This is a genomic window from Salipiger bermudensis, from assembly GCF_019801965.1.
In the GTDB taxonomy this organism is placed as follows: domain Bacteria; phylum Pseudomonadota; class Alphaproteobacteria; order Rhodobacterales; family Rhodobacteraceae; genus Salipiger; species Salipiger bermudensis_A.
This window is the reverse complement of sequence record NZ_JAHVIA010000003.1, coordinates 92,385-113,308: the sequence shown is the minus strand read 5'-3', so window position 1 is coordinate 113,308 and position 20,924 is coordinate 92,385. Positions and strand designations below refer to the sequence as shown.

Below are 20,924 nucleotides of genomic sequence, written 5' to 3'. Positions count from 1 at the left end.
CCCGAACGGAAGCTAGGTGAAGCGACGCCAAACGGGGCGCTTCATGGATCAGAACACTTGGAGTGAAACGCCTCTTAAGGTCGTTTGCGAAGGAAATTAAGATGAGGCGGGGCGGAAACGTCCCGCCTTTCTTACGTCCGAACAACGCCCCAGCGCGGAATCAAGCCCGAAGGGCGCCGCGCAAGCGCCGGACCGTCCCCGCGGTCTGGCGCTTTGGTGACACCAGCGCTGCCTGTCGAGGTCCTTCGGATTTGGCCGGGATAAATCGAGAGGTTCGGCGGGCAGAGCGCCAAACCACGGTCCGGCGCTTGCGCGGCTCGCTCTATTGGTCCGGCGTCCGGCAGGCTCGGGGGGAGGGGCGATCTCGTGTCCCGCTTCACGGACTGGCGCTTTGGTGACGTCAGCGCTGCGTGTCGAGGACTTTAGGATTTGGCCGGGATGAATCAGGAGGTTCGACAGGCAGAGCGCAATACCACGGTCCGGCGTTTGCGCGGCTTCCGCTTTCTACCCGGCGTCGGACCGGCCCGAAGGTTGAGTTAATCCGACCGGTAAGCGCGCGCTGCGGCCCGGGCCTTCACGGCTCGCTCCGCTGACCCGACCTTGGGCAAACATCAGCGCCAAGAAGACCATCCCGGCCGCGCGGCGCCGCGTCCTCTCCACATCCCCCCCCAACCCTGCTAAGCCTGCCCTGACCGCATCAGGAGGGCCTCCCACATGACCACGCCGAAACCCGTTGTCCTGACCATTCTCGACGGCTGGGGCCTGCGCGACGAGGAGGCGTTCAACGCGCCGAAGCTCGCCAAAACCCCCACCATGGACAAGCTCTACGCCTCCTGCCCGCATGCCACGCTGGTGACCTTCGGGCCGGATGTGGGCCTGCCCTCGGGGCAGATGGGCAACTCGGAAGTGGGCCACACCAATATCGGCGCCGGCCGCGTGGTGGCGATGGATCTCGGCCAGATCGACCTGGCCATCGAGGACGGCTCCTTCTTCGACAACGACGCGATCAAGGCCTTTGCTGCCAAGGTCACCGAGGCCGGCGGCACCGCGCATGTCATGGGCGTTGTCTCGGATGGTGGCGTGCATGGCCATATCGAACACATCAAGGCCGGTGTGAAGATGCTCACCGATCTCGGCTGCAAGGTCGTCATCCACGCGATCACCGATGGCCGCGACGTGGCGCCGAAATCCGGCGAGGCCTTCGTGAAGGACCTGAACGACAGCCTGCCCGAGGGCGCCTCCATCGGCACCGTTATCGGGCGCTACTACGCCATGGACCGCGACAACCGCTGGGAGCGGGTCGAGCAGGCCTATGAGGCGATGATCCTTGCAAGGGGCGAGACCGCGCCCGACCCGGTGACCGCCGTCAGCCAGAGCTACGCCAACGGCAAGACCGACGAGTTCATCCCGGCCACGGTGATCGAGGGCTACACAGGGCTCGCGGAAGGCGACGGCTTCTTCTGCATGAACTTCCGCGCCGACCGCGCGCGCGAGATCCTCAAGGCCATCGGCGAGCCGGGCTTCGACGGGTTCGAGCGCGACAAGCCCGCGCTCTCGGCGCTGCTCGGCATGGTGGAGTATTCCGACGATCACAACGCCTACATGACCACCGCCTACCCCAAGCGCGAGATCGTCAACACGCTGGGCGAATGGGTGGCCAAGCACGGGCTGCGCCAGTTCCGCCTCGCGGAGACCGAGAAATATCCGCACGTCACCTTCTTCCTCAACGGCGGCAAGGAGACCCCGGAGGAGGGCGAGGACCGCTTCATGCCCAAGTCGCCCAAGGTGGCGACCTACGATCTGCAGCCCGAGATGTCGGAGCCCGAGGTGGCAGAGAAATTCGTCGAGGCCATCGAGGCCGGCTACGATCTCATCGTCACCAATTTCGCCAACCCCGACATGGTCGGCCATACCGGCGATCTCGACGCTGCGATCAAGGCCTGCGAGGCGGTTGATGACGGGCTCGGCAAGGTTGTCGCGGCGCTGGAGAAGGCCGGCGGGGCGATGGTGGTGATTGCCGATCACGGCAATTGCGAGACCATGTGGGACGAGGCCACCGACGGGCCGCACACCGCCCACACCACCAATCTCGTGCCGGTGATCCTGTTCGGCGGCCCCGAGGGCGCGACGGTGCATGACGGCCGGCTCGCCGACGTGGCGCCGACGCTGCTGCAGCTCATGAACCTCGACCAGCCCGAGGAGATGACCGGGAAGAGCCTCATCGACTGATGCTGCGGCTCACGCTGATCCTGTCACTGCTCGCCGCCCCGGTCCTGGCGCAGGATCCGGGTGCCGCCGCGCGCGAGGCCGCACGGGCGCTCGAGGAGGCCTCGCGGCAGCTCGACCGCGCCGAAAGCGCGCGCGACCGGGTGCGGGCCCTGACCACCACCGTGAAGGCCTACGAGGCGGGGCTCGCCGCGATGCGCGACGGGCTGCGCGATGCCGCCATTCGCGAGACCGAGCTGAGCCGCCGGCTGCAGAGCCAAGAGGCCGAGATCGCCCAACTTCTGGGCGTGCTCTCGAGCATGGGCGGTCGCGCGGCACCCGGCGCCATGCTGCACCCCGACGGCCCAGTCGGCGCGGCGCGGGCCGGGATGATGCTGGCTGCGGTGACGCCGGGGCTCAATGCCGAGGCCCGTGCCCTGCGCGCCGATCTCGACGAGGTCACGGCGCTGCGGGCCCTGCAGCAGAGCGCCGCCGAGACGCTTCAGCAGGGGCTGACCGGCGTGCAGGAGGCCCGCACCGAGCTCAGCCAGGCGGTGGCCGACCGCACCGATCTGCCGAGGCGCTTTACCGAGGATCCGATCCGCACCGCGATCCTGATCTCCTCGACCGAGACGCTGGAAGGTTTCGCCAGCGGGCTGTCGCAGATCACCGAGGACGAGACCCGCACCCAGCTGCCACCGATCGACGATCGCAAGGGCGGGCTCGAGATGCCTGTGCAGGGCGAGATCCTGCGCCGCGCCGGCGAGGCCGATGCCGCCGGCGTCACGCGGCCCGGCATCGTCGTCGCGACCCTGCCCGAGGCGCTGGTCACCACCCCCACGGCGGCCACCGTGCGCTATAGCGGGCCGCTGCTCGACTACGGGCTAGTGACGATTCTCGAGCCCCAGCCCGACCTGCTCTTCGTGCTCGCCGGGCTCGACGTGATCTACGGCCAGACCGGCGAAGTCCTGCCCGCGGGCAGCCCGGTCGGGCTGATGGGGCGTATCGCGCCGGGAAACGACCCGTCACCATCTGTTGAAGGGGGTGGCGCTGGACGCACGGAAACGCTCTATATAGAGGTCAGACAGGGCGACAGGCCCGTGGACCCGCTCACGTGGTTCGCAAGCGACAAGGGATGATATGGGCATGAACAAGTTTCTGATGGCCGCGCTCGGTGGCACGGTCGCCGGCGTCGTCGCGACAACGCAGTTTGTCGGGCCGCTCCTGGCGCAGGAGGCCGAGAAGTCGGGCAGCGTCTACGAACAGCTCGACCTGTTCGGCGACATCTTCGAGCGCATCCGTGCGCAATATGTCGAAGAGGTTGACGAGGGCGATCTGATCGAGGCGGCGATCAACGGCATGCTGACCTCGCTCGATCCGCACTCGAGCTACCTCGCGCCCGACGATGCCGAGGACATGCGCGTGCAGACGCGCGGCGAGTTCGGCGGTCTCGGCATCGAGGTCACGCAGGAAGACGGCTTCGTCAAGGTGGTCTCGCCGATCGACGACACGCCCGCCTTCGAGGCCGGCATCGAGGCCGGCGATTTCATCACCCACGTGGATGGCGAAAGCGTGCTGGGCATGACCCTCGACGAGGCGGTCGACCTGATGCGCGGCCCGGTGGGCTCCGACATCGTCATCACCGTGGCGCGTGAGGGCGAGGAAGAGCCCTTCGACGTCACCATCACCCGCGACACCATCAAGCTCACCGCCGTGCGCACCCGTCTCGAGGGCGACACCGTGGTGCTGCGCGTCACCACCTTCAACGACCAGACCTTCCCGAACCTCTCCGAGGGCCTCGCGGAGCGCATCGAAGAGGCCGGCGGTCTCGACGCGGTCAACGGCGTTGTGCTCGATCTGCGCAACAACCCGGGCGGCCTGCTGACCCAGGCGATCAAGGTCTCGGACGCGTTCCTCAACAAGGGCGAGATCGTCTCGACCCGGGGCCGCGACCCGCAGGACGGTGACCGCTACAACGCCACCGAGGGCGATCTGGCCAGCGGCAAGCCGATGGTCGTGCTGATCAATGGCGGCTCCGCCTCGGCCTCCGAGATTGTCGCCGGCGCGCTGCAGGATCACCGTCGCGCGGTGGTCGTGGGCACCAAGAGCTTCGGCAAGGGCTCGGTCCAGACCGTGATGCCGGTGCGTGGCGATGGCGCCATGCGCCTGACCACGGCGCGCTACTACACGCCTTCGGGCCGCTCGATCCAGGCGCTCGGCGTGTCGCCCGACATCGTCGTCGAGCAGCCGCGCCCGCGCCCCGATGACGGCGAGGAGGAGGCGACGAACCCGTTCAGCCGCTCCGAGGCCGATCTGCGCGGCCGTCTCGACAATGACAGCCTCACGGAAGAGGAAATCCGCCAGATCGAGGCCGAGCGCGAGCAGGCCGAGCAGGCCGCGGCGCTGCGCGAGGAGGATTACCAGCTCGCCTACGCGATCGACATCCTCAAGGGGCTGACGGTGCTCGAAACCGAGAACCTCGAGTGATACGGACAAGGGCGGGGATTTCCCCGCCCTTCTTCTTTCTGCACGAGGCCGCTCCATGACCCCCGAAGACATCGCCAAGCTCCCCTACCGCCCCTGCGTCGGCGTGATGCTCGTGAATGCCGACAACGAGGTCTTCGTCGGCCAGCGCATCGACAGCGAGGTGCCGGCCTGGCAGATGCCGCAGGGCGGTGTCGACAAGGGCGAGGCCCCGCGCGACGCGGCCCTGCGCGAGCTTTGGGAAGAGACGGGGGTGATCTCGGATCTGGTCAGCATCGAAGCCGAGACCGAGGAGTGGCTGCCCTACGACTTGCCGCATGACATCGTGCCGCGGATCTGGAAGGGGCGCTATCGCGGGCAGGAGCAGAAATGGTTCCTGCTGCGCTTCCACGGCTCCGATGATCAGGTCAACATCGCCACCAAGCATCCCGAGTTCTCGACCTGGCGCTGGCTGGCGGCGGACGAGGTGGTGGGGCAGATCGTGCCGTTCAAGCGCGAGGTCTACGAGAAGGTGCTGAGCGCCTTCCGCGAACACCTCTGAACACGCTCAGAAGCGCCTGATCTCCCGAGCCGATCGCGCCGCCTCCCACGTGCTCCATCACGGAGGGGGTAGGCGGCGCTCTCAAAAAGCTCGGAACGCGCGGCCTCAGCTCTTGGTGTTGCGCCGCCGGGTGACCTTGCGCTTGACCTTGGCGTCCTTGCGCTTGGCCTTGGCCTCCTTGCGGCGCGGCGGCCCGCCCGGGCGACCGCGCCCACCGGGCCCGCGCGCCCGTCCGCGCCCGGGCCGGCCCGAGCCGCGCCCCTGCGGGATCTCGGCATCCTCGATCTCGAGCAGGTCGAGCGCGATGCCGCCGGTGACCGGCGCGGCCTCCACCAGCTTGACCCGCACCCGCTGCCCCAGCGCGATGATCATCCCGGTATCGGCGCCCATCAGCGTCCCCGCCTCGCGGTCGAAATGGAAATACTCGTTGCCGAGGTTGCGGATCGGCACCAGCCCATCGGCCCCGGTCTCGTCGAGCTTCACGAACACGCCGAACTTGGCGATGCCGCTGATCCGCCCGCCGAACTCGGCGCCGATGCGATCGGAGAGGAAGGCGGCGAGGTAGCGGTCATTGGTGTCGCGCTCGGCCATCATCGAGCGGCGCTCGGTGTCGGAGATATGCTGCGCGGTCTGCTCCAGCGTCTCGATCTCGTGCTCGCTCAGCCCGTCATCACCCCAGCCATGCGCCTTGATCAGGCCGCGATGCACGATGAGGTCGGAGTAGCGTCGGATCGGCGAGGTGAAATGGGCGTAATTCTGCAGTGCGAGGCCGAAATGGCCGAAATTCTTCGGCGAGTAATAGGCCTGCGTCATGCTGCGCAGCGTCGCGATGTTGATCAGCTCCGCCTCTTCCTTGCCGGCGGCGTCATGCAGCAGACGGTTGAGGTGCGCGGTCTTCAGCACCTGCCCCTTGGCCAGCGTCAGCCCCGCGGCGTCGGCGGTCTCGCGCAGGCTCTCGAGCTTGTCCGCCGGCGGCTCCTCGTGGACCCGGAACAGCAGCGGCGTCCGCTTGGCGATCAGGGTCTCGGCAGCGCAGACATTGGCGAGGATCATGAACTCCTCGATCAGCCGGTGCGCATCGAGGCGCTCGACGAAGTTGACGGACGTGACCTTGCCCTCCTCGCTCAGCACCACCTTGCGCTCGGGCAGGTCGAGATCGAGCGGCTCGCGTCGGGCGCGGGCCTCGCGCAGCGCCGCATAGGCGGCGTAGAGCGGCTGGATCACCGGCTCGAGCAGCGGGCCGGTCTTGTCGTTGGGCTCACCGTCGACCGCCGCCTGCACCTCCTGGTAGTTCAGCGAGGCGGGCGAGCGCATCAGGCCGCGGACGAACTTGTGGGATTTCTTGTTGCCCTCGGCATCGATAACCATGCGCACCGCGATGCAGGCGCGGGGCACGCCCTCATGCAGCGAGCAGAGGTCGCCTGAGAGCCGGTCGGGCAGCATCGGCACGACACGGTCCGGGAAATAGCTCGAATTGCCGCGCTTCTTCGCCTCGCGATCGAGCTCCGAGCCCGGGCGCACGTAATGCGCCACGTCGGCGATGGCGACCCAGATCACGTGGCCGCCTTGGTTCTTCGGGTCCTCGTCGGGCTCGGCGAAGCAGGCGTCGTCGTGATCGCGCGCGTCCCACGGGTCGATGGTGACCAGCGGCAGTTCGCGCAGGTCCGTGCGGCCCTTGAGGCCAGCGGGCTTCATCGCGTCGGCCTCGGCCAGCACCTTCTCGGGGAAGTCATCCGGGATGCCGTGCTGGTGGATGGCGATCAGCGAGACGGCCTTGGGCGCGGTGGGATCGCCGAGACGCATGACGATGCGCGCCCGCGGCAGACCCATCCGGGTGGCGCGCGGCCCGGCCTGCTCGGCCTCGACCAACTCGCCATCCTGCGCGCCGTGGGTGGCGTCGGGCGCCACGGTCCATTCCTTGTCGGAGCCCTTGTCGATCGGCAGGATACGGCCGCCTTCGGCGCCCTTGCGGAAGATCCCCACCACCTTGAGCGGGCTGGCCCCGATGCGGCGGATCAGCCGTGCCTCGTAATTGTGGTCGGCCTCGTGCACCACCTGCAGCCGCGCGAGGATGCGGTCGCCCTCGCCAAGCGCCGGATCGGTGGCGCGCGGCACGAAGAGCACCGTGGGCTCGACGCCCTCGCCATGCCATTCCAGCGGCTGCGCGAAGAGATCGCCGTTCCCGTCGACGGCCTTCATTTGCAGCACGGTGACGGGCGGCAGGCGGTCCGGGTCTCGATAGGTCTTCTTGCGCTTTTCCAGATGGCCCTCGTGCTCCAGCTCCTTGAGCAGGCGCTTGAGGTCGATCCGCGCCGCGCCCTTGATGCCGAAAGCCTTGGCAATGTCGCGCTTGGAGGTGAGGGTCGGGTTGGCGGCGATCCAGTCGAGGATATCCGGTTTGGTCGGCAGTTTGCTCATGGCCCTGAGCTAGCACGGCGCACCGTCCCCGTCATGGCGATTCTGGCGATTTTGCCGGCGGGACAGAGGCGCAGCGGGGAAATTATCGCTCAGACGCCCGGCGGGTTGCCGGTGTCGTGATCGCCGGGCACCTTGAGCGGCACCGCATGGCAGATCTCGCGCAGCGCGCCCTTCAGCCCTTCCTCGAGCGTCGGATGGTAGAACGGCATGTCGAGCAGGTCGCCTGCGGTCATCTTCTGGCCGATGGCGAGCGCCAGCAGATGGCCCATGTGATCTGCGCCTGGGCAGAACAGATCGGCCCCGATCAGCCGCCCATCGGGGGCCGCGGCGTAGAGCCGGGCGAGGCCGGTGTTCTCTGCATCGACCTTGGCGCGGCCCTGATCAGCGTAATCCGCGCTGCCGATCTTTGCGCTGTCATCGGGGCTGTCGCCCAGCGCGACCAGAGGCGGCTCGGTGAAGGTGATGGCGAAATTGACCTTGCGCTCGGAGCGCACCAGCGCCGGGTAGGCGACGGCGTTGCGCCCGGCGATCGCGCCCTCGTCGGAGGCCTCGTGCAGCACCGGGCGGCCGGCATTGGCGTCGCCTGCCATGAAGATCGACGCATCGCCGCATTGCATGGTCTCAGGGTCGATCCCGGGCATGCCTTTGTCATCGAGGTCGAGGCCCGTGGTCTCTAGCCCGAGGTCGCTCACATTCGGCGGCCGGCCGGTGGCGACCAGCACCTTGTCGAAGGTCTCGGCGTTGCCATCCCAGTCGATGCGCACGCGCCCATCCTCTTCCGACGGCTTGGGGTCAGTGCCGAGATGCAGGTCCATTTCCTGCGCCATGGCCTCGCTCAGCGCCGCGTGGACCTTCTTGCAACGCACCTGCGCCAGCGTCTCCTGCTGGTCGAACAGCGCCACCCGGACGCCGAGCCGTGCCATCGCCTGCGCCAGTTCCAGCCCGATGACGCCGCCGCCGATCACCGCGAGGCTTTCGGGCAGGTCTTCAAGCTCGAAGATGGTCTCGTTGGTCAGCGCCAGCTCGCCAAGTTTGGCAAAGGGGCCCGGGACCATCGGGCTCGAGCCGGTTGCGATGATGACCGCGCCCGCCGCGACGGTGCGCCCGTCATCCAGCGTGAGCGTGCTCGCGGAGGTGAACCGGGCGCGGGCCTGTACGCGGATCTCGTCGGGCAGGTCCATGATGCTGGCACGGGTGGCTTGCGCGAAGCGGTCGCGGTGTTCGCGGACCCGGCGCAGCACCGCCTTGCCGTGGATCGCGACCTCGCCCGTCTCGATGCCGAAGAGCCCTGCCTGCCGGGCGCCGTGGGCGTTGCGGGCGGCGGCGATCAGCAGCTTGGAGGGCATGCAGCCCACGGTGGCGCAGGTGGTGCCGGAGAAGCTCGGATCGATCAGCAGCGTCTTTGCGCCGTGCTTGCGGGCGTTGCGCTCGGCCGCGAGACCGGCGGTGCCGGCCCCAATAATTGCCACGTCGCATGTGAGATCCGCCATCGCGCTGCCCTTCCTCGGCCCATTGCTCATCGCAGGATCAACCGGGCGGGCGGCAGAGATGTTCCCTGCAGGGCCTCAGGAAAGGGGTCTCAGCGTGCGAAATAATCGCGCAGGATGCGGGTGTAGATCGCCTTGAGGCTCTCGATCTGCGCCACCGGCACGTTCTCGTCGACCTGATGCATGGTCTTGCCGACCAGCCCGAACTCGACCACCGGGCAATGATCCTTGACGAAACGCGCATCCGAGGTGCCGCCCGAGGTCGAGAGCTCCGGCCTGCGCCCGGTCTCGGCCTCGACCGCCGCCGCGACCAGATCCGACAGCGGCCCCGGCGGGGTCAGGAAGCTCTCGCCGGAGATCTTGATCGCGACCTCGGTTCGGGTGCCGAACTCGGCATCCAGCTTGCCGGCCTCTTCACGCAGCCAGTTCGAGAGCGCCGTACCGGTATGGGTGTCGTTGAAGCGGATGTTGACGGTGCCGCGGCTCTGCGCCGGGATCACGTTGGTCGCCGTGTTGCCGGTGTCGATGGTGACCACCGCCAGCGTCGAGGCGTCGAAATGATCGGTACCGGTGTCGAGCTCGTGCGAGGCGAGCCGGTCCATCAGCCGCGCCATCGCCGGCATCGGGTTCAGCGCCCGGTGCGGATAGGCGGCGTGGCCCTGCTTGCCTGTCACCGTGAACCAGGCCGACAGCGAGCCGCGGCGGCCGATCTTCATCATTTCACCCATCTCGGAGGGGCAGGTCGGCTCGCCCACAAGGCAGACCGACATGCGCTCGCCCTGGCGCTCCATCCAGTCGAGCAGCGCCACGGTTCCATCGGTGGCATCGCCCTCCTCGTCGCCGGTGATCGCCAGCACGATGGCGCCGTTGGGGGGGGTGTCCTTGACGAAATCGACGGCGGCGGCGGCGAAGGCCGCGACGCCGGATTTCATGTCGGTGGCGCCGCGCCCGAACATCACCCCGTCGCGGATCTCGGCGCCGAAGGGATCGGCGCTCCACGCTGCCGCGTCGCCCACCGGCACCACATCCGTGTGACCGTTGAAGCCGAAGCTGCGGGCGTGGCCTTTCGCGCCCCAGCGGGCGTAGAGATTGGCGGTGCCGTTGCGATCGACGCGGGTGCAGGTGAACCCCGCCTCTTCGAGCAGCGTCTGCAGCAGCACCAGCGCCCCGCCCTCCTCGGGCGTCACCGAGGGGCAGCGGATGAGATCGGCGGTGAGGGCGACGGGGTCGATCGTCATGGCACGGTTCCTTGCTGTGTCTCGGCTTTGGCTACCCCGACACGGGCGCAAGGGCAAACCCTGCGTCCGCGCGGGGCGGCGTGCGCAGAGCAGCTATGTCACAGGACAATCGATCTGGCCTGAAACCGGCGTGCGTGGTAGGGATTGCCTCAGGACAAGGGGCAAGACTGCCCGAAGCGGGGCGGCGATCCGAAGCGTCCGGAGGCCGGTGTCAGACCACGCCGCGGGCGGATCCGGTCGGCTGCGGGCAGCACGTGTCGCGGGCAGGGTGACAGGCATGAATACGGCAGGGGTTTCTTCACGTCATGGCCGCGCGGAGCATCGCGCAGCATGAGCTGGATCGCTATCTCGGGCGAGGGCAGGCGCTGGACCGATGACCGCGTGTTCGACGCCGGAGGGCGCCCACGTGACGCGCTCCTGGCCAAGGGGTCGCTGCTGATCGAGACCCGGCTCTCGGCCGAAGGCCGGCCACAGACCCTGCTGGCCTTCGAGCGCCAGCATCCCTGGCCCGGCGGGCTCTCGCTCCAGGCGCTGCCCAATGGCAGCATCGTGCTGGTGATGAGCCAGGGCGAAGATGCTTTCCACACGCTGCTGCAATATCCCGACGATGCCCGCACCGATATCCTGCGCGTGACCTTCAGCTGGGATTCGACCGCGCGCTGGGGCCAGTTGGCGCTCGAGCGGCCGGAAAGCGACTGCACGGCGCTCCGCGAGACCCCGCCGCCACCGCCGCTCCTGCTCGCGGACCTGTCAAACCTCGTGCACCGGCCGCAGCTCTGCCGCACCGATCCCGACGTGATCTTCTTCGCGGCCTCCGACGAGATCGAGCCGGTGGGGCCGACGCCCTCCCTGACCGGGCGCGTGCCGGTGGAGACCCCTGAGGGGCCCCGCCCGGTGGCAGAACTGCAGAGCGGCGACACCGTCCGGACCCGCTGTGGCGGCGCCGCCCCGGTTCTGCAGCGGGTGAGCCGCGTGGTGCCGGCGCTCGGCTCCTTTACGCCGGTGCGGCTGCGCGCGCCCTATTTCGGCCTGACCCGAGATCTCGTGGTGTCACCGCATCAGCGCCTGGTGATCGGCGGCTCTGAGGTCGAGTACCTGTTCGGACGCGAAGCGGTGCTGGTGCCGGCGCTCAGCCTGGCCAACGGCTTTGCGGCGGTGCGCGAGGTGGGGGCAATGACGCTGCGCTATCACCAGCTGCTGCTGCCGGCGCATGATGCGGTGATGGCCGGGGGGGCGGCGCTCGAAAGCCTCTATGTCGGCCGTTTGCGGCGCTCGCGCGCGCATCTCGCCGCCTCGCTGCTGGCCGACTGTCCGAGCGCGTTGCTGCCCGAACAGCACCGCGCGGGCTACCAGATCCTGCATCCGTTCGAGGCGATCACACTGGCGCAGGCGCGGGTCGCCTGACCGGCGCGCTCTGAAGATTTTTCGTCCGAAAAATCTTCGGTCCAAGAAAATTGGCTAATTTTCTTCGGCGACCTCAGTCCTTGTCGAAGAACGGGGTGACCTGCGCAACAATGACGGAATTCTCCTCGAGCGCGCGCGCCATCAGCTCCTGCTCGTCGGCCTCGATCTCGTGGCCCTGCGCCCGGCGCTCTTCCTCGGTGCCGTAGCCCGTGACGTCGAGCGGGGCCAAATCTGCCTGCTTGAGGATCGCCACGGTCTCGCGCACCGCCTCGGCCTCGTCGACGCCGCTGGCATAGCACATCAGCGCCGCGCCGGTGGACTTGTCGGGCAGCCCGTCGCCCGCCTTGCGGCCGACCTCGACCAAAAGGGTGTAGACCTGCTGTCTCGATGGTTTCTTGCTGGCCATGCCTGCCGTCTCCCGCGTTTCGGGCGGGATGCGGCAGGCATGGCGGCGAGTCAAGCCCCGCGCGCCCTCGAAGCTCAGGGCGCGAAGAGTTCGACCGCCACGGCACAGCAGTAGATCACGATCAGCAGCACCGACTCGATGCCGATCCGCGCCGGGCCTTCGCGCTGGCGCAGGATCAGCCCTCCAAGAAGGATGGCGGTCATCAGCATGCCGGTGGCCAACCAGTAGAGATCGGTCTCGCCCACCGCCTGGAAGATCGAGCCGTCGCGATAGGCGACATCGGAGAACACCAGGAACAGCGTGTCGAACGTGTTGCCGCCGATGATCCCGCCCACGGCGAGCTGCAGCGCTCCGCGGCGCACGGCGACGAGGGTGGTGACCAGCTCGGGCAGCGAGGTGATGATCGCGGTGATCAGCGCGCCGACCAGGCTCGAGGAGAGCTCGTAGCGGGTGATGAGCACCCCGGCGACCTGGCTGATGACCCAGCCCGACAGACCCATGATGACGACCAGTCCGACGAAGAGCAGGGCCGGGCGCAGCACCGGGGCGTCGGGATCGTTTTCGTCGTCGGGCTCGTCGCGGCGGGTATCGGAGGTCTCGACAGGGCGCCACATCGGACGCTCGCCGACGATCGAGGACAGGCGCACGCCCCAGAGATAGCCGAGAAACATCACGAGCGAGACGGGCGACACGCCGAAATAGGCGATGTCGGGCCCGGCCATGGCGGCAATCGGCATCGACAGCAGGATGAGCAGCATCACCGCCTGAAACAGGTTCGCCGGCTCGGCGGCGGCGTGTTCCAGGTTGACGCGCTTGTAGAAAAGGTCGGCCAACCCGAGAAACAGCGTCTGGGCAGCGATCCCGCCGACGGCATTGGACACCGCGAAACTGGCATCGCCGCCATAGGCCGCGGAGACCGAGACCACGACGCCGGAGAGCGACGTCGCGCCGCCGAGCAGGATGCCGCCCGCCATCGCCTCTCCGAGCTTCGTCCGGTCGGCGAGCAGGTCGGCAAGGCTGGTGGCGCGGATCGAGGCGGCCACGACAATGGCCCCTGCCAGGGCGAAGATCCCGAGCAGGAGCGGAAGCGAAAGACCCTGTATCAAAGGGTCAGCTTCGGACTTTTCGAACGATCCAGATCAGCGCGCTGGCGCCGATGATGCCGACGATGAGCTGAGGCACCCAGGTGTTGGCGGCGTAGATGCCCAGCAGCGAGAGCACGAAGTTGAGCACCACCGCGCCGACGATGCCGAGAATGATGTTCAAGAGGATACCGGTATCGGCCTTCATGATCATGCTGGCAATCCAGCCGGCGAGGCCGCCGACAATGATGGATGCAATCAATCCAAGACCCATGGCAATGTTCCCTTCAATTCCTGTTAACGAAAGGGAAACAAGGATCTTGCCGGTTGGTTCCGTCCGGTCAGGGGCAGGCGGCGAAAAGGCTGATGGCGCCGCCGCGGATGATGGCGATGCCGCCATCGGTGCGCAGCACCATGATCCGGTCGGTGCGGACGCGCGTGCCCTCGCGGCAGGTGGCGTCGTAGAGCCTGGCCTGCATGCCGCGCACCTCGGTTGGGTCGGCCAGAGAGCAGCGGCTGCCCACGCCGATGAAGGCGTTCGGGGTCAGCACCACCGCGCCGCCTTCGCGGCCGATGCTGCGGCAATCCCATCCGTCGGCCCAGTCGTAGGCCGGACGGTAGAGCCCCTCAAGGGCGACGGCGGCGGCCGGGAGGGCCGCCACCACGAGCGCGAGGGTCGCGCCCCAGCGCATCAGTCGCGCAGCAGTTCGTTGATGCCGGTCTTGGAGCGGGTCTTCTCGTCGACGCGCTTCACGATCACCGCGCAGTAGAGGTTGATGCCGTTCTTCGACGGCATCGAGCCTGCGACGACCACCGAGTAGGGGGGCACTTCGCCGTAGAAGACCTCGCCGGTCTCGCGGTCGACGATCTTGGTCGACTGGCCGAGGAACACGCCCATGCCGAGCACCGAGCCCTCGCGGACGATGACGCCCTCGACGACCTCGGAGCGCGCGCCGATGAAGCAGTTGTCCTCGATGATGGTGGGCCCGGCCTGCATGGGCTCGAGCACGCCGCCGATTCCGACGCCGCCCGACAGGTGCACGCCCTTGCCGATCTGCGCGCAGGAGCCGACGGTGGCCCAGGTGTCGACCATGGTGCCGCTGTCGACATAGGCGCCGAGGTTGACGAAGGACGGCATCAGGACAACGCCCGGCGCGATGTAGGCCGACTTGCGGACCACGCAGTTCGGCACCGCGCGGAAGCCCGCGGCCTTCCACTCGCTGTCGCCCCAGCCCTTGAATTTGCTGTCGACCTTGTCCCACCAGCCGCTGCCCTGCGGGCCGCCGTCCTGCATCTCCATGTCCTTGATGCGGAAGCCGAGCAGCACCGCCTTCTTGGCCCACTGGTTGACGTGCCAGTTACCGTCGTCCTGCTTCTCGGCGACGCGCAGCGATCCGCTGTCAAGCGCGTGCAGCGTGGCCTCGATGGCCTCGCGGGTTTCGCCCCCGGTCGACGGGGTGATGCCGTCGCGCGCCTCCCAGGCGGCTTCGATGGCGGCTTCGAGCTGTGCGTTGGACATCTGTGTCTCCTCGTGCGATCCGGTTTCCAGCCCTATAACGGGCGGCCCGCCCCACGGCAACGCATCCCGAGGTCGCCCTTCGCAGGAAAGGATGAGACGCATGGCCAAGGCAATCCACAGCATGATCCGGGTGCTCGACGAAGCCCGCTCGCTGGCCTTCTACGAGACGGCCTTCGGGCTCACCGTTGCCGACCGGCTCGATTTCCCCGAGTTCACGCTGGTCTATCTCTCGAATGCCGAGACCGGCTTCGAGCTCGAGCTGACGGTCAACAAGGATCGTACCGAGCCCTACGATCTCGGCGACGGCTACGGCCATCTCGCGGTCTCGGTCGAGGATCTCGAGGCCGAGCATGCGCGCTTCACCGAAGCGGGGCTGAACCCGCGCAAGCTGGTGGAGTTCGCCCCGGCGGGCGATGTGGTGGCGAAGTTCTTCTTCGTGGCCGATCCCGACGGCTACCAGATCGAGGTGCTGGCACGCGAGGGGCGCTTCGCCTGAGCGCGGCCCGGGGGGCGAAGGCGCGGCTGCTCTCGCCGCTCTCTTCGCCCACCGAACGCCGCGCCCCCTTGCGGAATCGAATCCCGGCGCGTATATGGCCTATCAACAGCGGCGCGTCGGGGCTCTCCCGAGGTTCCACCGGGAAAGATCGACGGGCCGCGCGCCCGTTTTTTTGTGCTCAATCGGACCCGGACACATGACCGACCTGATCGCCAAATCCGCCATCGATCGGCGCCTCGCCGAGATCGTCACCCCGGTCATCGAAGACCTGGGGTTCGAGCTCGTGCGCCTGCGCCTGATGAGCGGTAAGACCGCAACCCTGCAGATCATGGCCGAACGCCCCGAGGGCGGCATCGAGGTCGATGACTGCGCCGATATCTCGACCGCCGTCTCGGCGGTGCTCGATGTCGAGGACCCGATCATCGACGCCTACACGCTCGAGGTCTCGAGCCCCGGCATCGACCGGCCGCTGACCCGGCTCAAGGACTTCGACACCTACGAGGGCTACGAGGCCAAGATCGAAACCCACGAGATGATCGACGGCCGCAAGCGCTGGCGCGGCGTTCTCGCCGGGACCGAGGGCGGCGAAGTGCTGTTCAACATCGAGGGCGAGGGCGGCGAAGAGCAGACCATCGGCCTGCAATTCGACTGGCTCAGCGACGCCAAGCTGATCCTCACCGATGACCTGATCCGCGACATGCTGCGTGCCCGTAAGGCCCAGGAAGTGGACGAAACCCAATTCGACGAAATCCAGGCCGACGACGCGGCCGCTCAGGAGGAGTAAGAAGAAAATGGCAATCACCTCTGCCAACCAGCTTGAGCTTCTGCAAACGGCCGAGGCCGTCGCCCGCGAGAAGATGATCGACCCCGCGCTCGTGATCGAGGCGATGGAAGAGAGCCTCGCGCGCGCCGCCAAGTCGCGCTACGGCTCCGAGATGGACATCCGCGTGAAGATCGACCGCAAGACCGGTCGCGCCACCTTCACCCGCGTGCGTACCGTCGTCGAGGACGAAGAGCTCGAAAACTACCAGGCCGAGCTGACCGTGAAGCAGGCCAAGCAATACATGGCCGATCCCAAGGTGGGCGACCAGTATGTCGAGGAAGTGCCGCCGGTCGACATGGGTCGGATCGCGGCGCAGTCGGCCAAGCAGGTGATCCTGCAGAAGGTCCGCGAGGCCGAGCGCGATCGCCAGTACGACGAGTTCAAGGACCGCAACGGCACCATCATCAACGGCACCGTCAAGCGCGAGGAATACGGCAACGTCATCGTCGATATCGGCCGTGGCGAAGGCATCCTGCGCCGCAACGAGAAGATCGGCCGCGAGGCGTATCGCCCGGGCGACCGCATCCGCTGCTACATCAAGGACGTGCGCCGCGAGGCCCGCGGCCCGCAGATCTTCCTTTCGCGCACCGCGCCGGAATTCATGGCCGAGCTGTTCAAAATGGAAGTGCCGGAAATCTACGACGGCATCATCGAGATCAAGGCCGTGGCCCGTGACCCGGGCTCGCGCGCCAAGATCGGCGTGATCTCCTATGACGGCTCGATCGATCCGGTCGGCGCCTGCGTTGGTATGCGCGGCAGCCGCGTGCAGGCCGTGGTCAACGAGCTCCAGGGCGAGAAGATCGACATCATCCCGTGGAACGAGGACATGCCGACCTTCCTGGTCAACGCGCTGCAGCCGGCCGAGGTCTCCAAGGTGGTGCTCGACGAGGATGCCGAGCGCATCGAGGTCGTGGTGCCCGACGAGCAGCTCTCGCTGGCCATCGGCCGCCGCGGTCAGAACGTGCGCCTGGCGTCGCAGCTCACCGGCCTCGACATCGACATCATGACCGAGGAAGAAGAGTCGGCGCGCCGTCAGAAGGAATTCGAAGAGCGCACCAAGCTGTTCATGGACACGCTCGATCTCGACGAGTTCTTTGCCCAGCTGCTGGTTGCCGAGGGCTTCACCAATCTCGAGGAGGTCGCCTATGTCGAGCTCGACGAGCTGCTGGTGATCGACGGCGTCGACGAGGACACCGCGCAGGAGCTGCAGACCCGCGCCCGCGAATTCCTCGAGGAGCAGGCCCGCAAGGCGCTCGAGCGCGCCCGCGAGCTCGGCGCCGAGGACAGCCTTATTGAATTCGACGGCCTGACACCCCAGATGGTAGAGGCACTGGCAGAAGACGGCGTGAAGACGCTGGAAGATTTCGCCACCTGTGCAGACTGGGAGCTGGCCGGTGGCTGGACCACGGTCGACGGCGAGCGCGTCAAGGATGACGGTCTGCTCGAGAAGTTCGATGTCGATCTCGCCGAAGCGCAGAACCTCATCATGACCGCGCGCGTGCTGCTTGGCTGGGTCGATCCCGACGAGCTCGTGGCCGAGGCCGAAGAAGAGGTCGAGGGCGAAGGTGACGAGTCCGAGACCGAGGAAGAGGTCTGATCCGATGAGCCGGGGCGGCCGGGACAAGGACCGGGCCGATGGTCCGGAGCGGCGCTGCATCGCCACTGGCGAGACGCAGCCCGCCAACGGTCTGATCCGTTTCGTGATCGGGCCGGACAATCAGGTCGTGCCCGATCTCGCAGGCAAGCTGCCCGGGCGCGGCATCTGGGTGTCGTCGGACAAGGCAGCGCTCGAGAAGGCTGCAAGCAAAGGGCTTTTTGCCCGTGCCGCGCGGGCACCGGTCACGGTGCCCGACGATCTGCCCAATCTGGTCGAGCAGATGCTCGCCCGCCGGGTGGTCGAACTGCTGAGCCTCGCCCGCAAGTCGGGGGGCGCGGTTTCTGGCTACGAGAAGGTCAAGGATTGGCTGGGCAAGGAAGAGGCCGATGTGCTTCTTCAGGCCGAAGACGGGTCGACCCGCGGCAAGTCCAAGCTGTCCACCCCGCAATGGGGATCCTATATCGGCTGGCTCACGGCGGACGAGCTGGGGCTGGCCTTTGGTCGGGAAAAGGTGATACACGCGGCGCTTGGCGCTGGTGGACTCACGAAACGTGTTGTAGAGGAAGCCCAACGACTGAAGGGGCTGCGCGTCGGAAGGGCCGACGCGGCGACGGCAGCAGGGGCTGCCGGGGGCGGCAGGGGCCGCCGGAAAGGATAAGAGCTGAATGAGCGATAACGACGGCAAGAAGACTTTGGGTGTTCGTGGCGGGGGTCCCCGTTCGGGATCCGTGAAGCAGAGCTTCAGCCACGGGCGGACCAAGAACGTCGTGGTGGAGACCAAGCGCAAGCGCGTGGTCGTGCCCAAGCCCGGCGCCGGTGGCGCCAAGGGCTCCGGCGGTGTGCCGGGTGGCTCGGGTGGCAAGCGCCCGGCCGGGATCTCCGACGCGGAGATGGAACGCCGCCTGAAGGCACTGCAGGCCGCCAAGGCCCGTGAGGTCGAGGAGCAGGCGGAGCGCGAGGCGCAGGAAAAGGCCCGCGCCGAAGAGCGCGAGCGGATGCGCGCCGAGAAGGAACAGAAAGAGCGCGAGCAGCGCGAGGCCGAAGAGCGCGCCAAGGCGAAAGCCGAGGAAGAGGCGCGCAAGGCCCGCGAAGCCGCGGAAGCTGCCAAGAAGGCAGAGGCCGCAGCCGCGGCCCCGGCGGCCGATCCGGCAGCCGGCGCAGCCCGTGGCGGCGCCAAGCCCGCAGCCGGCGCTCCGGCAGGCGGCCCGGCGGGCCAGCCGCAGCAGCGCAAGGCCGACCGCGAGCGCGAAGAGCGTGGCCGTGGCGGTCGTGGCCGCGGGGGCGACGGCAACCGTCGCTCCGGCAAGCTGACCCTGAACCAGGCGCTCGGCGGCGAAGGTGGCCGGCAGAAATCCATGGCCGCGATGAAGCGCAAGCAGGAGCGTGCGCGTCAGAAGGCGATGGGCGGTGCGCAGCAGCGCGAGAAGGTCGTCCGTGACGTTCAGCTGCCCGAGGCGATCACCGTTGCCGAGCTGGCCAACCGCATGGCAGAGCGCGTCGCAGACGTGGTCAAGGCGCTGATGCAGAACGGCATCATGGCGACCCAGAACCAGTCGATCGATGCCGACACCGCGGAACTGATCATCGAGGAATTCGGCCACCGCGTGACCCGCGTGTCGGATGCCGACGTCGAGGACGTCATCAAGACCGTCGACGACAAGCCGGAAGATCTCCTGCCGCGTCCGCCGGTCATCACGATCATGGGCCACGTCGACCACGGCAAGACCTCGCTGCTCGACAAGATCCGCGAAGCCAACGTCACCTCTGGCGAGGCCGGCGGCATCACTCAGCACATCGGCGCCTACCAGGTGACGACCAAGGGTGGCGACGTCCTGACCTTCCTCGACACGCCCGGCCACGCGGCGTTCACCTCGATGCGCTCGCGTGGCGCCCAGGTGACCGATATCGTGGTGCTGGTGGTTGCGGCCGACGATGCGGTGATGCCGCAGACCGTCGAGGCCATCAGCCACGCCAAGGCAGCCGGCGTTCCGATGATCGTCGCGATCAACAAGGTCGACAAGCCCGAGGCGAACCCGACCAAGGTCCGCACCGACCTGCTGCAGCACGAGGTGATCGTGGAGCAGATGTCCGGTGAAGTGCAGGATGTCGAGGTCTCGGCCCATACCGGGCAGGGTCTTGACGAGCTGCTCGAAGCCATCGCGCTGCAGGCCGAGGTTCTCGAACTGAAGGCCAACCCGAACCGCGCCGCCGAAGGCGCCGTGATCGAAGCCCAGCTCGACGTGGGCCGCGGCCCGGTCGCCACGGTTCTGGTGCAGAACGGCACCCTGAAGCAGGGCGACATCTTCGTCGTGGGCGAGCAGTACGGCAAGGTCCGTGCGCTGATCAACGACAAGGGTGAGCGCGTCCAGGAAGCCGGTCCTTCGGTTCCGGTCGAGGTGCTCGGCCTCAACGGCACGCCCGAGGCCGGCGACGTTCTCAACGTCACCTCTACCGAGGCGCAGGCCCGCGAGATCGCCGAATACCGCGAGCACGCCGCGAAAGAGAAGCGCGCCGCCGCAGGCGCCGCGACGACGCTCGAGCAGCTGATGAAGAAGGCCAAGGACGACGAGAACGTCTCCGAGCTGCCGGTGGTCGTGAAGGCCGACGTGCAGGGCTCGGCCGAGGCCATCGTGCAGGCGCTCGAGAAGGTCGGCAACGACGAGGTCCGCGTGCGGGTGATCCACTACGGTGTGGGCGCCATCACCGAGACCGATATCGGCCTCGCCGAAGCTTCGGGCTGTCCGGTCATCGGCTTCAACGTCCGTGCCAACGCACCGGCCCGCAACAGCGCCAACCAGAAGGGCGTGGAGATCCGCTACTACTCGGTGATCTACGACCTCGTGGACGACGTGAAGGCGGCGGCCTCCGGCCTGCTGTCGAACGAGATCCGCGAGAACTTCATCGGCTATGCCGAGATCAAGGAGGTCTTCAAGGTCTCCAATGTCGGCAAGGTCGCCGGCTGTCTCGTCACCGAGGGGGTTGCCCGCCGCTCCGCAGGCGTCCGCCTGCTGCGCGACAACGTGGTGATCCACGAGGGTACGCTGAAGACGCTGAAGCGCTTCAAGGACGAAGTGGCAGAGGTCCAGTCGGGCCAGGAATGCGGCATGGCGTTCGAGAACTACGACGATGTCCGCCCGCAGGATGTCATCGAGATCTTCGAGCGCGAGGAGATCGAGCGCTCGCTCTGATCGCCAGCCCGCCATCGGGCGCATCGCAGACACGGG

Annotated in this window: 18 protein-coding genes; 10 read left to right on the top strand and 8 right to left on the bottom strand. The window is 67.6% G+C overall.

Annotated features, from left to right (window positions below; genetic code table 11):
* Positions 1-714: 714 nt before the first annotated feature.
* Genes gpmI through KUV62_RS07485 form a run of 4 tightly spaced genes read left to right on the top strand, consistent with a single transcriptional unit; the run spans position 715 to position 5,230 of the window.
* Positions 715-2,229 carry a 2,3-bisphosphoglycerate-independent phosphoglycerate mutase gene (gpmI, locus tag KUV62_RS07500; protein WP_222603073.1) on the top strand — a complete coding sequence of 505 codons (1,515 nt, stop codon included), beginning with the start codon at positions 715-717 and terminating at the stop codon, positions 2,227-2,229.
* Entirely contained in the window at positions 2,229-3,344 is a 1,116-nt protein-coding gene (locus KUV62_RS07495) for a murein hydrolase activator EnvC family protein (RefSeq protein WP_222603072.1), read from the top strand. The genes gpmI and KUV62_RS07495 overlap by 1 nt, the downstream gene beginning before the upstream one ends.
* A gap of 7 nt (positions 3,345-3,351) precedes the next feature.
* On the top strand, positions 3,352-4,692 hold the full coding sequence (locus tag KUV62_RS07490; RefSeq protein ID WP_222603071.1) for a S41 family peptidase: 1,341 nt from the start codon (positions 3,352-3,354) through the stop codon (positions 4,690-4,692).
* 55 nt (positions 4,693-4,747) lie between these two features.
* Positions 4,748-5,230, top strand: coding sequence for an RNA pyrophosphohydrolase (locus KUV62_RS07485; RefSeq protein ID WP_222603070.1), 483 nt, complete (start codon positions 4,748-4,750; stop codon positions 5,228-5,230).
* Positions 5,231-5,335: 105 nt separating this feature from the next.
* Here the strand turns inward: KUV62_RS07485 and rnr are convergent, their stop codons facing one another.
* The 3 genes from rnr to dapE all read right to left on the bottom strand — a co-directional run bounded on the left by rnr (position 5,336) and on the right by dapE (position 10,373).
* Entirely contained in the window at positions 5,336-7,648 is a 2,313-nt protein-coding gene (rnr, locus tag KUV62_RS07480) for a ribonuclease R (RefSeq protein WP_222603069.1), read from the bottom strand.
* Between the two features lie 89 nt (positions 7,649-7,737).
* Positions 7,738-9,138 (bottom strand): dihydrolipoyl dehydrogenase, encoded by a 1,401-nt coding sequence (locus tag KUV62_RS07475; RefSeq protein WP_222603068.1) that lies wholly within the window; start codon positions 9,136-9,138, stop codon positions 7,738-7,740.
* 89 nt (positions 9,139-9,227) lie between these two features.
* Complete coding sequence (gene dapE, locus KUV62_RS07470) at positions 9,228-10,373, bottom strand: succinyl-diaminopimelate desuccinylase (RefSeq protein WP_222603067.1); 1,146 nt, start codon at positions 10,371-10,373, stop codon at positions 9,228-9,230.
* A 330-nt stretch (positions 10,374-10,703) separates the two neighbouring features.
* On the opposite strand from dapE, the gene KUV62_RS07465 reads away from it, so the two are divergent.
* Positions 10,704-11,777 carry a Hint domain-containing protein gene (locus KUV62_RS07465; RefSeq protein WP_222603066.1) on the top strand — a complete coding sequence of 358 codons (1,074 nt, stop codon included), beginning with the start codon at positions 10,704-10,706 and terminating at the stop codon, positions 11,775-11,777.
* Between the two features lie 73 nt (positions 11,778-11,850).
* Here the strand turns inward: KUV62_RS07465 and KUV62_RS07460 are convergent, their stop codons facing one another.
* From KUV62_RS07460 to dapD, 5 genes are all read right to left on the bottom strand, one after another.
* A complete protein-coding gene (locus tag KUV62_RS07460; protein WP_222603065.1) occupies positions 11,851-12,183 on the bottom strand; it encodes a hypothetical protein in 333 nt (110 codons plus the stop codon).
* Between the two features lie 74 nt (positions 12,184-12,257).
* A complete protein-coding gene (locus KUV62_RS07455; protein WP_222603064.1) occupies positions 12,258-13,289 on the bottom strand; it encodes a sodium:calcium antiporter in 1,032 nt (343 codons plus the stop codon).
* 4 nt (positions 13,290-13,293) lie between these two features.
* A complete protein-coding gene (locus tag KUV62_RS07450; protein ID WP_222603063.1) occupies positions 13,294-13,539 on the bottom strand; it encodes a GlsB/YeaQ/YmgE family stress response membrane protein in 246 nt (81 codons plus the stop codon).
* 67 nt (positions 13,540-13,606) lie between these two features.
* The gene (locus KUV62_RS07445; protein WP_222603062.1) at positions 13,607-13,957 is read right to left on the bottom strand and encodes a hypothetical protein; all 351 of its coding nucleotides are present in this window, start codon (positions 13,955-13,957) and stop codon (positions 13,607-13,609) included.
* Complete coding sequence (dapD, locus tag KUV62_RS07440; RefSeq protein ID WP_222603061.1) at positions 13,957-14,784, bottom strand: 2,3,4,5-tetrahydropyridine-2,6-dicarboxylate N-succinyltransferase; 828 nt, start codon at positions 14,782-14,784, stop codon at positions 13,957-13,959. Before dapD ends, KUV62_RS07445 begins: the two co-directional genes overlap by 1 nt.
* 100 nt (positions 14,785-14,884) lie before the next feature.
* Here dapD and KUV62_RS07435 point away from each other — a divergent pair, with 100 nt between their 5' ends.
* From KUV62_RS07435 to infB, 5 genes are all read left to right on the top strand, one after another.
* Positions 14,885-15,280 carry a VOC family protein gene (locus KUV62_RS07435; RefSeq protein WP_222603060.1) on the top strand — a complete coding sequence of 132 codons (396 nt, stop codon included), beginning with the start codon at positions 14,885-14,887 and terminating at the stop codon, positions 15,278-15,280.
* A 196-nt stretch (positions 15,281-15,476) separates the two neighbouring features.
* Positions 15,477-16,064 carry a ribosome maturation factor RimP gene (gene rimP, locus KUV62_RS07430; RefSeq protein ID WP_222603059.1) on the top strand — a complete coding sequence of 196 codons (588 nt, stop codon included), beginning with the start codon at positions 15,477-15,479 and terminating at the stop codon, positions 16,062-16,064.
* A gap of 7 nt (positions 16,065-16,071) precedes the next feature.
* The gene (gene nusA / locus KUV62_RS07425; protein ID WP_222603058.1) at positions 16,072-17,700 is read left to right on the top strand and encodes a transcription termination factor NusA; all 1,629 of its coding nucleotides are present in this window, start codon (positions 16,072-16,074) and stop codon (positions 17,698-17,700) included.
* A gap of 4 nt (positions 17,701-17,704) precedes the next feature.
* Positions 17,705-18,358, top strand: coding sequence for an RNA-binding protein (locus KUV62_RS07420; protein ID WP_222603057.1), 654 nt, complete (start codon positions 17,705-17,707; stop codon positions 18,356-18,358).
* Between the two features lie 7 nt (positions 18,359-18,365).
* Positions 18,366-20,888 (top strand): translation initiation factor IF-2, encoded by a 2,523-nt coding sequence (infB, locus tag KUV62_RS07415; RefSeq protein WP_222603056.1) that lies wholly within the window; start codon positions 18,366-18,368, stop codon positions 20,886-20,888.
* The last annotated feature ends 36 nt before the right edge of the window (positions 20,889-20,924 follow it).

What these genes read in the sequence shown, in the direction of transcription:
- gpmI (WP_222603073.1), top strand. Translation starts at nt 715, where the DNA reads ATGACCACGCCGAAACCCGTTGTCCTGACCATTCTCGACGGCTGGGGC.
- KUV62_RS07495 (WP_222603072.1), top strand. Translation starts at nt 2,229, where the DNA reads ATGCTGCGGCTCACGCTGATCCTGTCACTGCTCGCCGCCCCGGTCCTG.
- KUV62_RS07490 (WP_222603071.1), top strand. Translation starts at nt 3,352, where the DNA reads ATGAACAAGTTTCTGATGGCCGCGCTCGGTGGCACGGTCGCCGGCGTC.
- KUV62_RS07485 (WP_222603070.1), top strand. Translation starts at nt 4,748, where the DNA reads ATGACCCCCGAAGACATCGCCAAGCTCCCCTACCGCCCCTGCGTCGGC.
- rnr (WP_222603069.1), bottom strand. Translation starts at nt 7,648, where the DNA reads ATGAGCAAACTGCCGACCAAACCGGATATCCTCGACTGGATCGCCGCC.
- KUV62_RS07475 (WP_222603068.1), bottom strand. Translation starts at nt 9,138, where the DNA reads ATGGCGGATCTCACATGCGACGTGGCAATTATTGGGGCCGGCACCGCC.
- dapE (WP_222603067.1), bottom strand. Translation starts at nt 10,373, where the DNA reads ATGACGATCGACCCCGTCGCCCTCACCGCCGATCTCATCCGCTGCCCC.
- KUV62_RS07465 (WP_222603066.1), top strand. Translation starts at nt 10,704, where the DNA reads ATGAGCTGGATCGCTATCTCGGGCGAGGGCAGGCGCTGGACCGATGAC.
- KUV62_RS07460 (WP_222603065.1), bottom strand. Translation starts at nt 12,183, where the DNA reads ATGGCCAGCAAGAAACCATCGAGACAGCAGGTCTACACCCTTTTGGTC.
- KUV62_RS07450 (WP_222603063.1), bottom strand. Translation starts at nt 13,539, where the DNA reads ATGGGTCTTGGATTGATTGCATCCATCATTGTCGGCGGCCTCGCCGGC.
- KUV62_RS07445 (WP_222603062.1), bottom strand. Translation starts at nt 13,957, where the DNA reads ATGCGCTGGGGCGCGACCCTCGCGCTCGTGGTGGCGGCCCTCCCGGCC.
- dapD (WP_222603061.1), bottom strand. Translation starts at nt 14,784, where the DNA reads ATGTCCAACGCACAGCTCGAAGCCGCCATCGAAGCCGCCTGGGAGGCG.
- KUV62_RS07435 (WP_222603060.1), top strand. Translation starts at nt 14,885, where the DNA reads ATGGCCAAGGCAATCCACAGCATGATCCGGGTGCTCGACGAAGCCCGC.
- rimP (WP_222603059.1), top strand. Translation starts at nt 15,477, where the DNA reads ATGACCGACCTGATCGCCAAATCCGCCATCGATCGGCGCCTCGCCGAG.
- nusA (WP_222603058.1), top strand. Translation starts at nt 16,072, where the DNA reads ATGGCAATCACCTCTGCCAACCAGCTTGAGCTTCTGCAAACGGCCGAG.
- KUV62_RS07420 (WP_222603057.1), top strand. Translation starts at nt 17,705, where the DNA reads ATGAGCCGGGGCGGCCGGGACAAGGACCGGGCCGATGGTCCGGAGCGG.
- infB (WP_222603056.1), top strand. Translation starts at nt 18,366, where the DNA reads ATGAGCGATAACGACGGCAAGAAGACTTTGGGTGTTCGTGGCGGGGGT.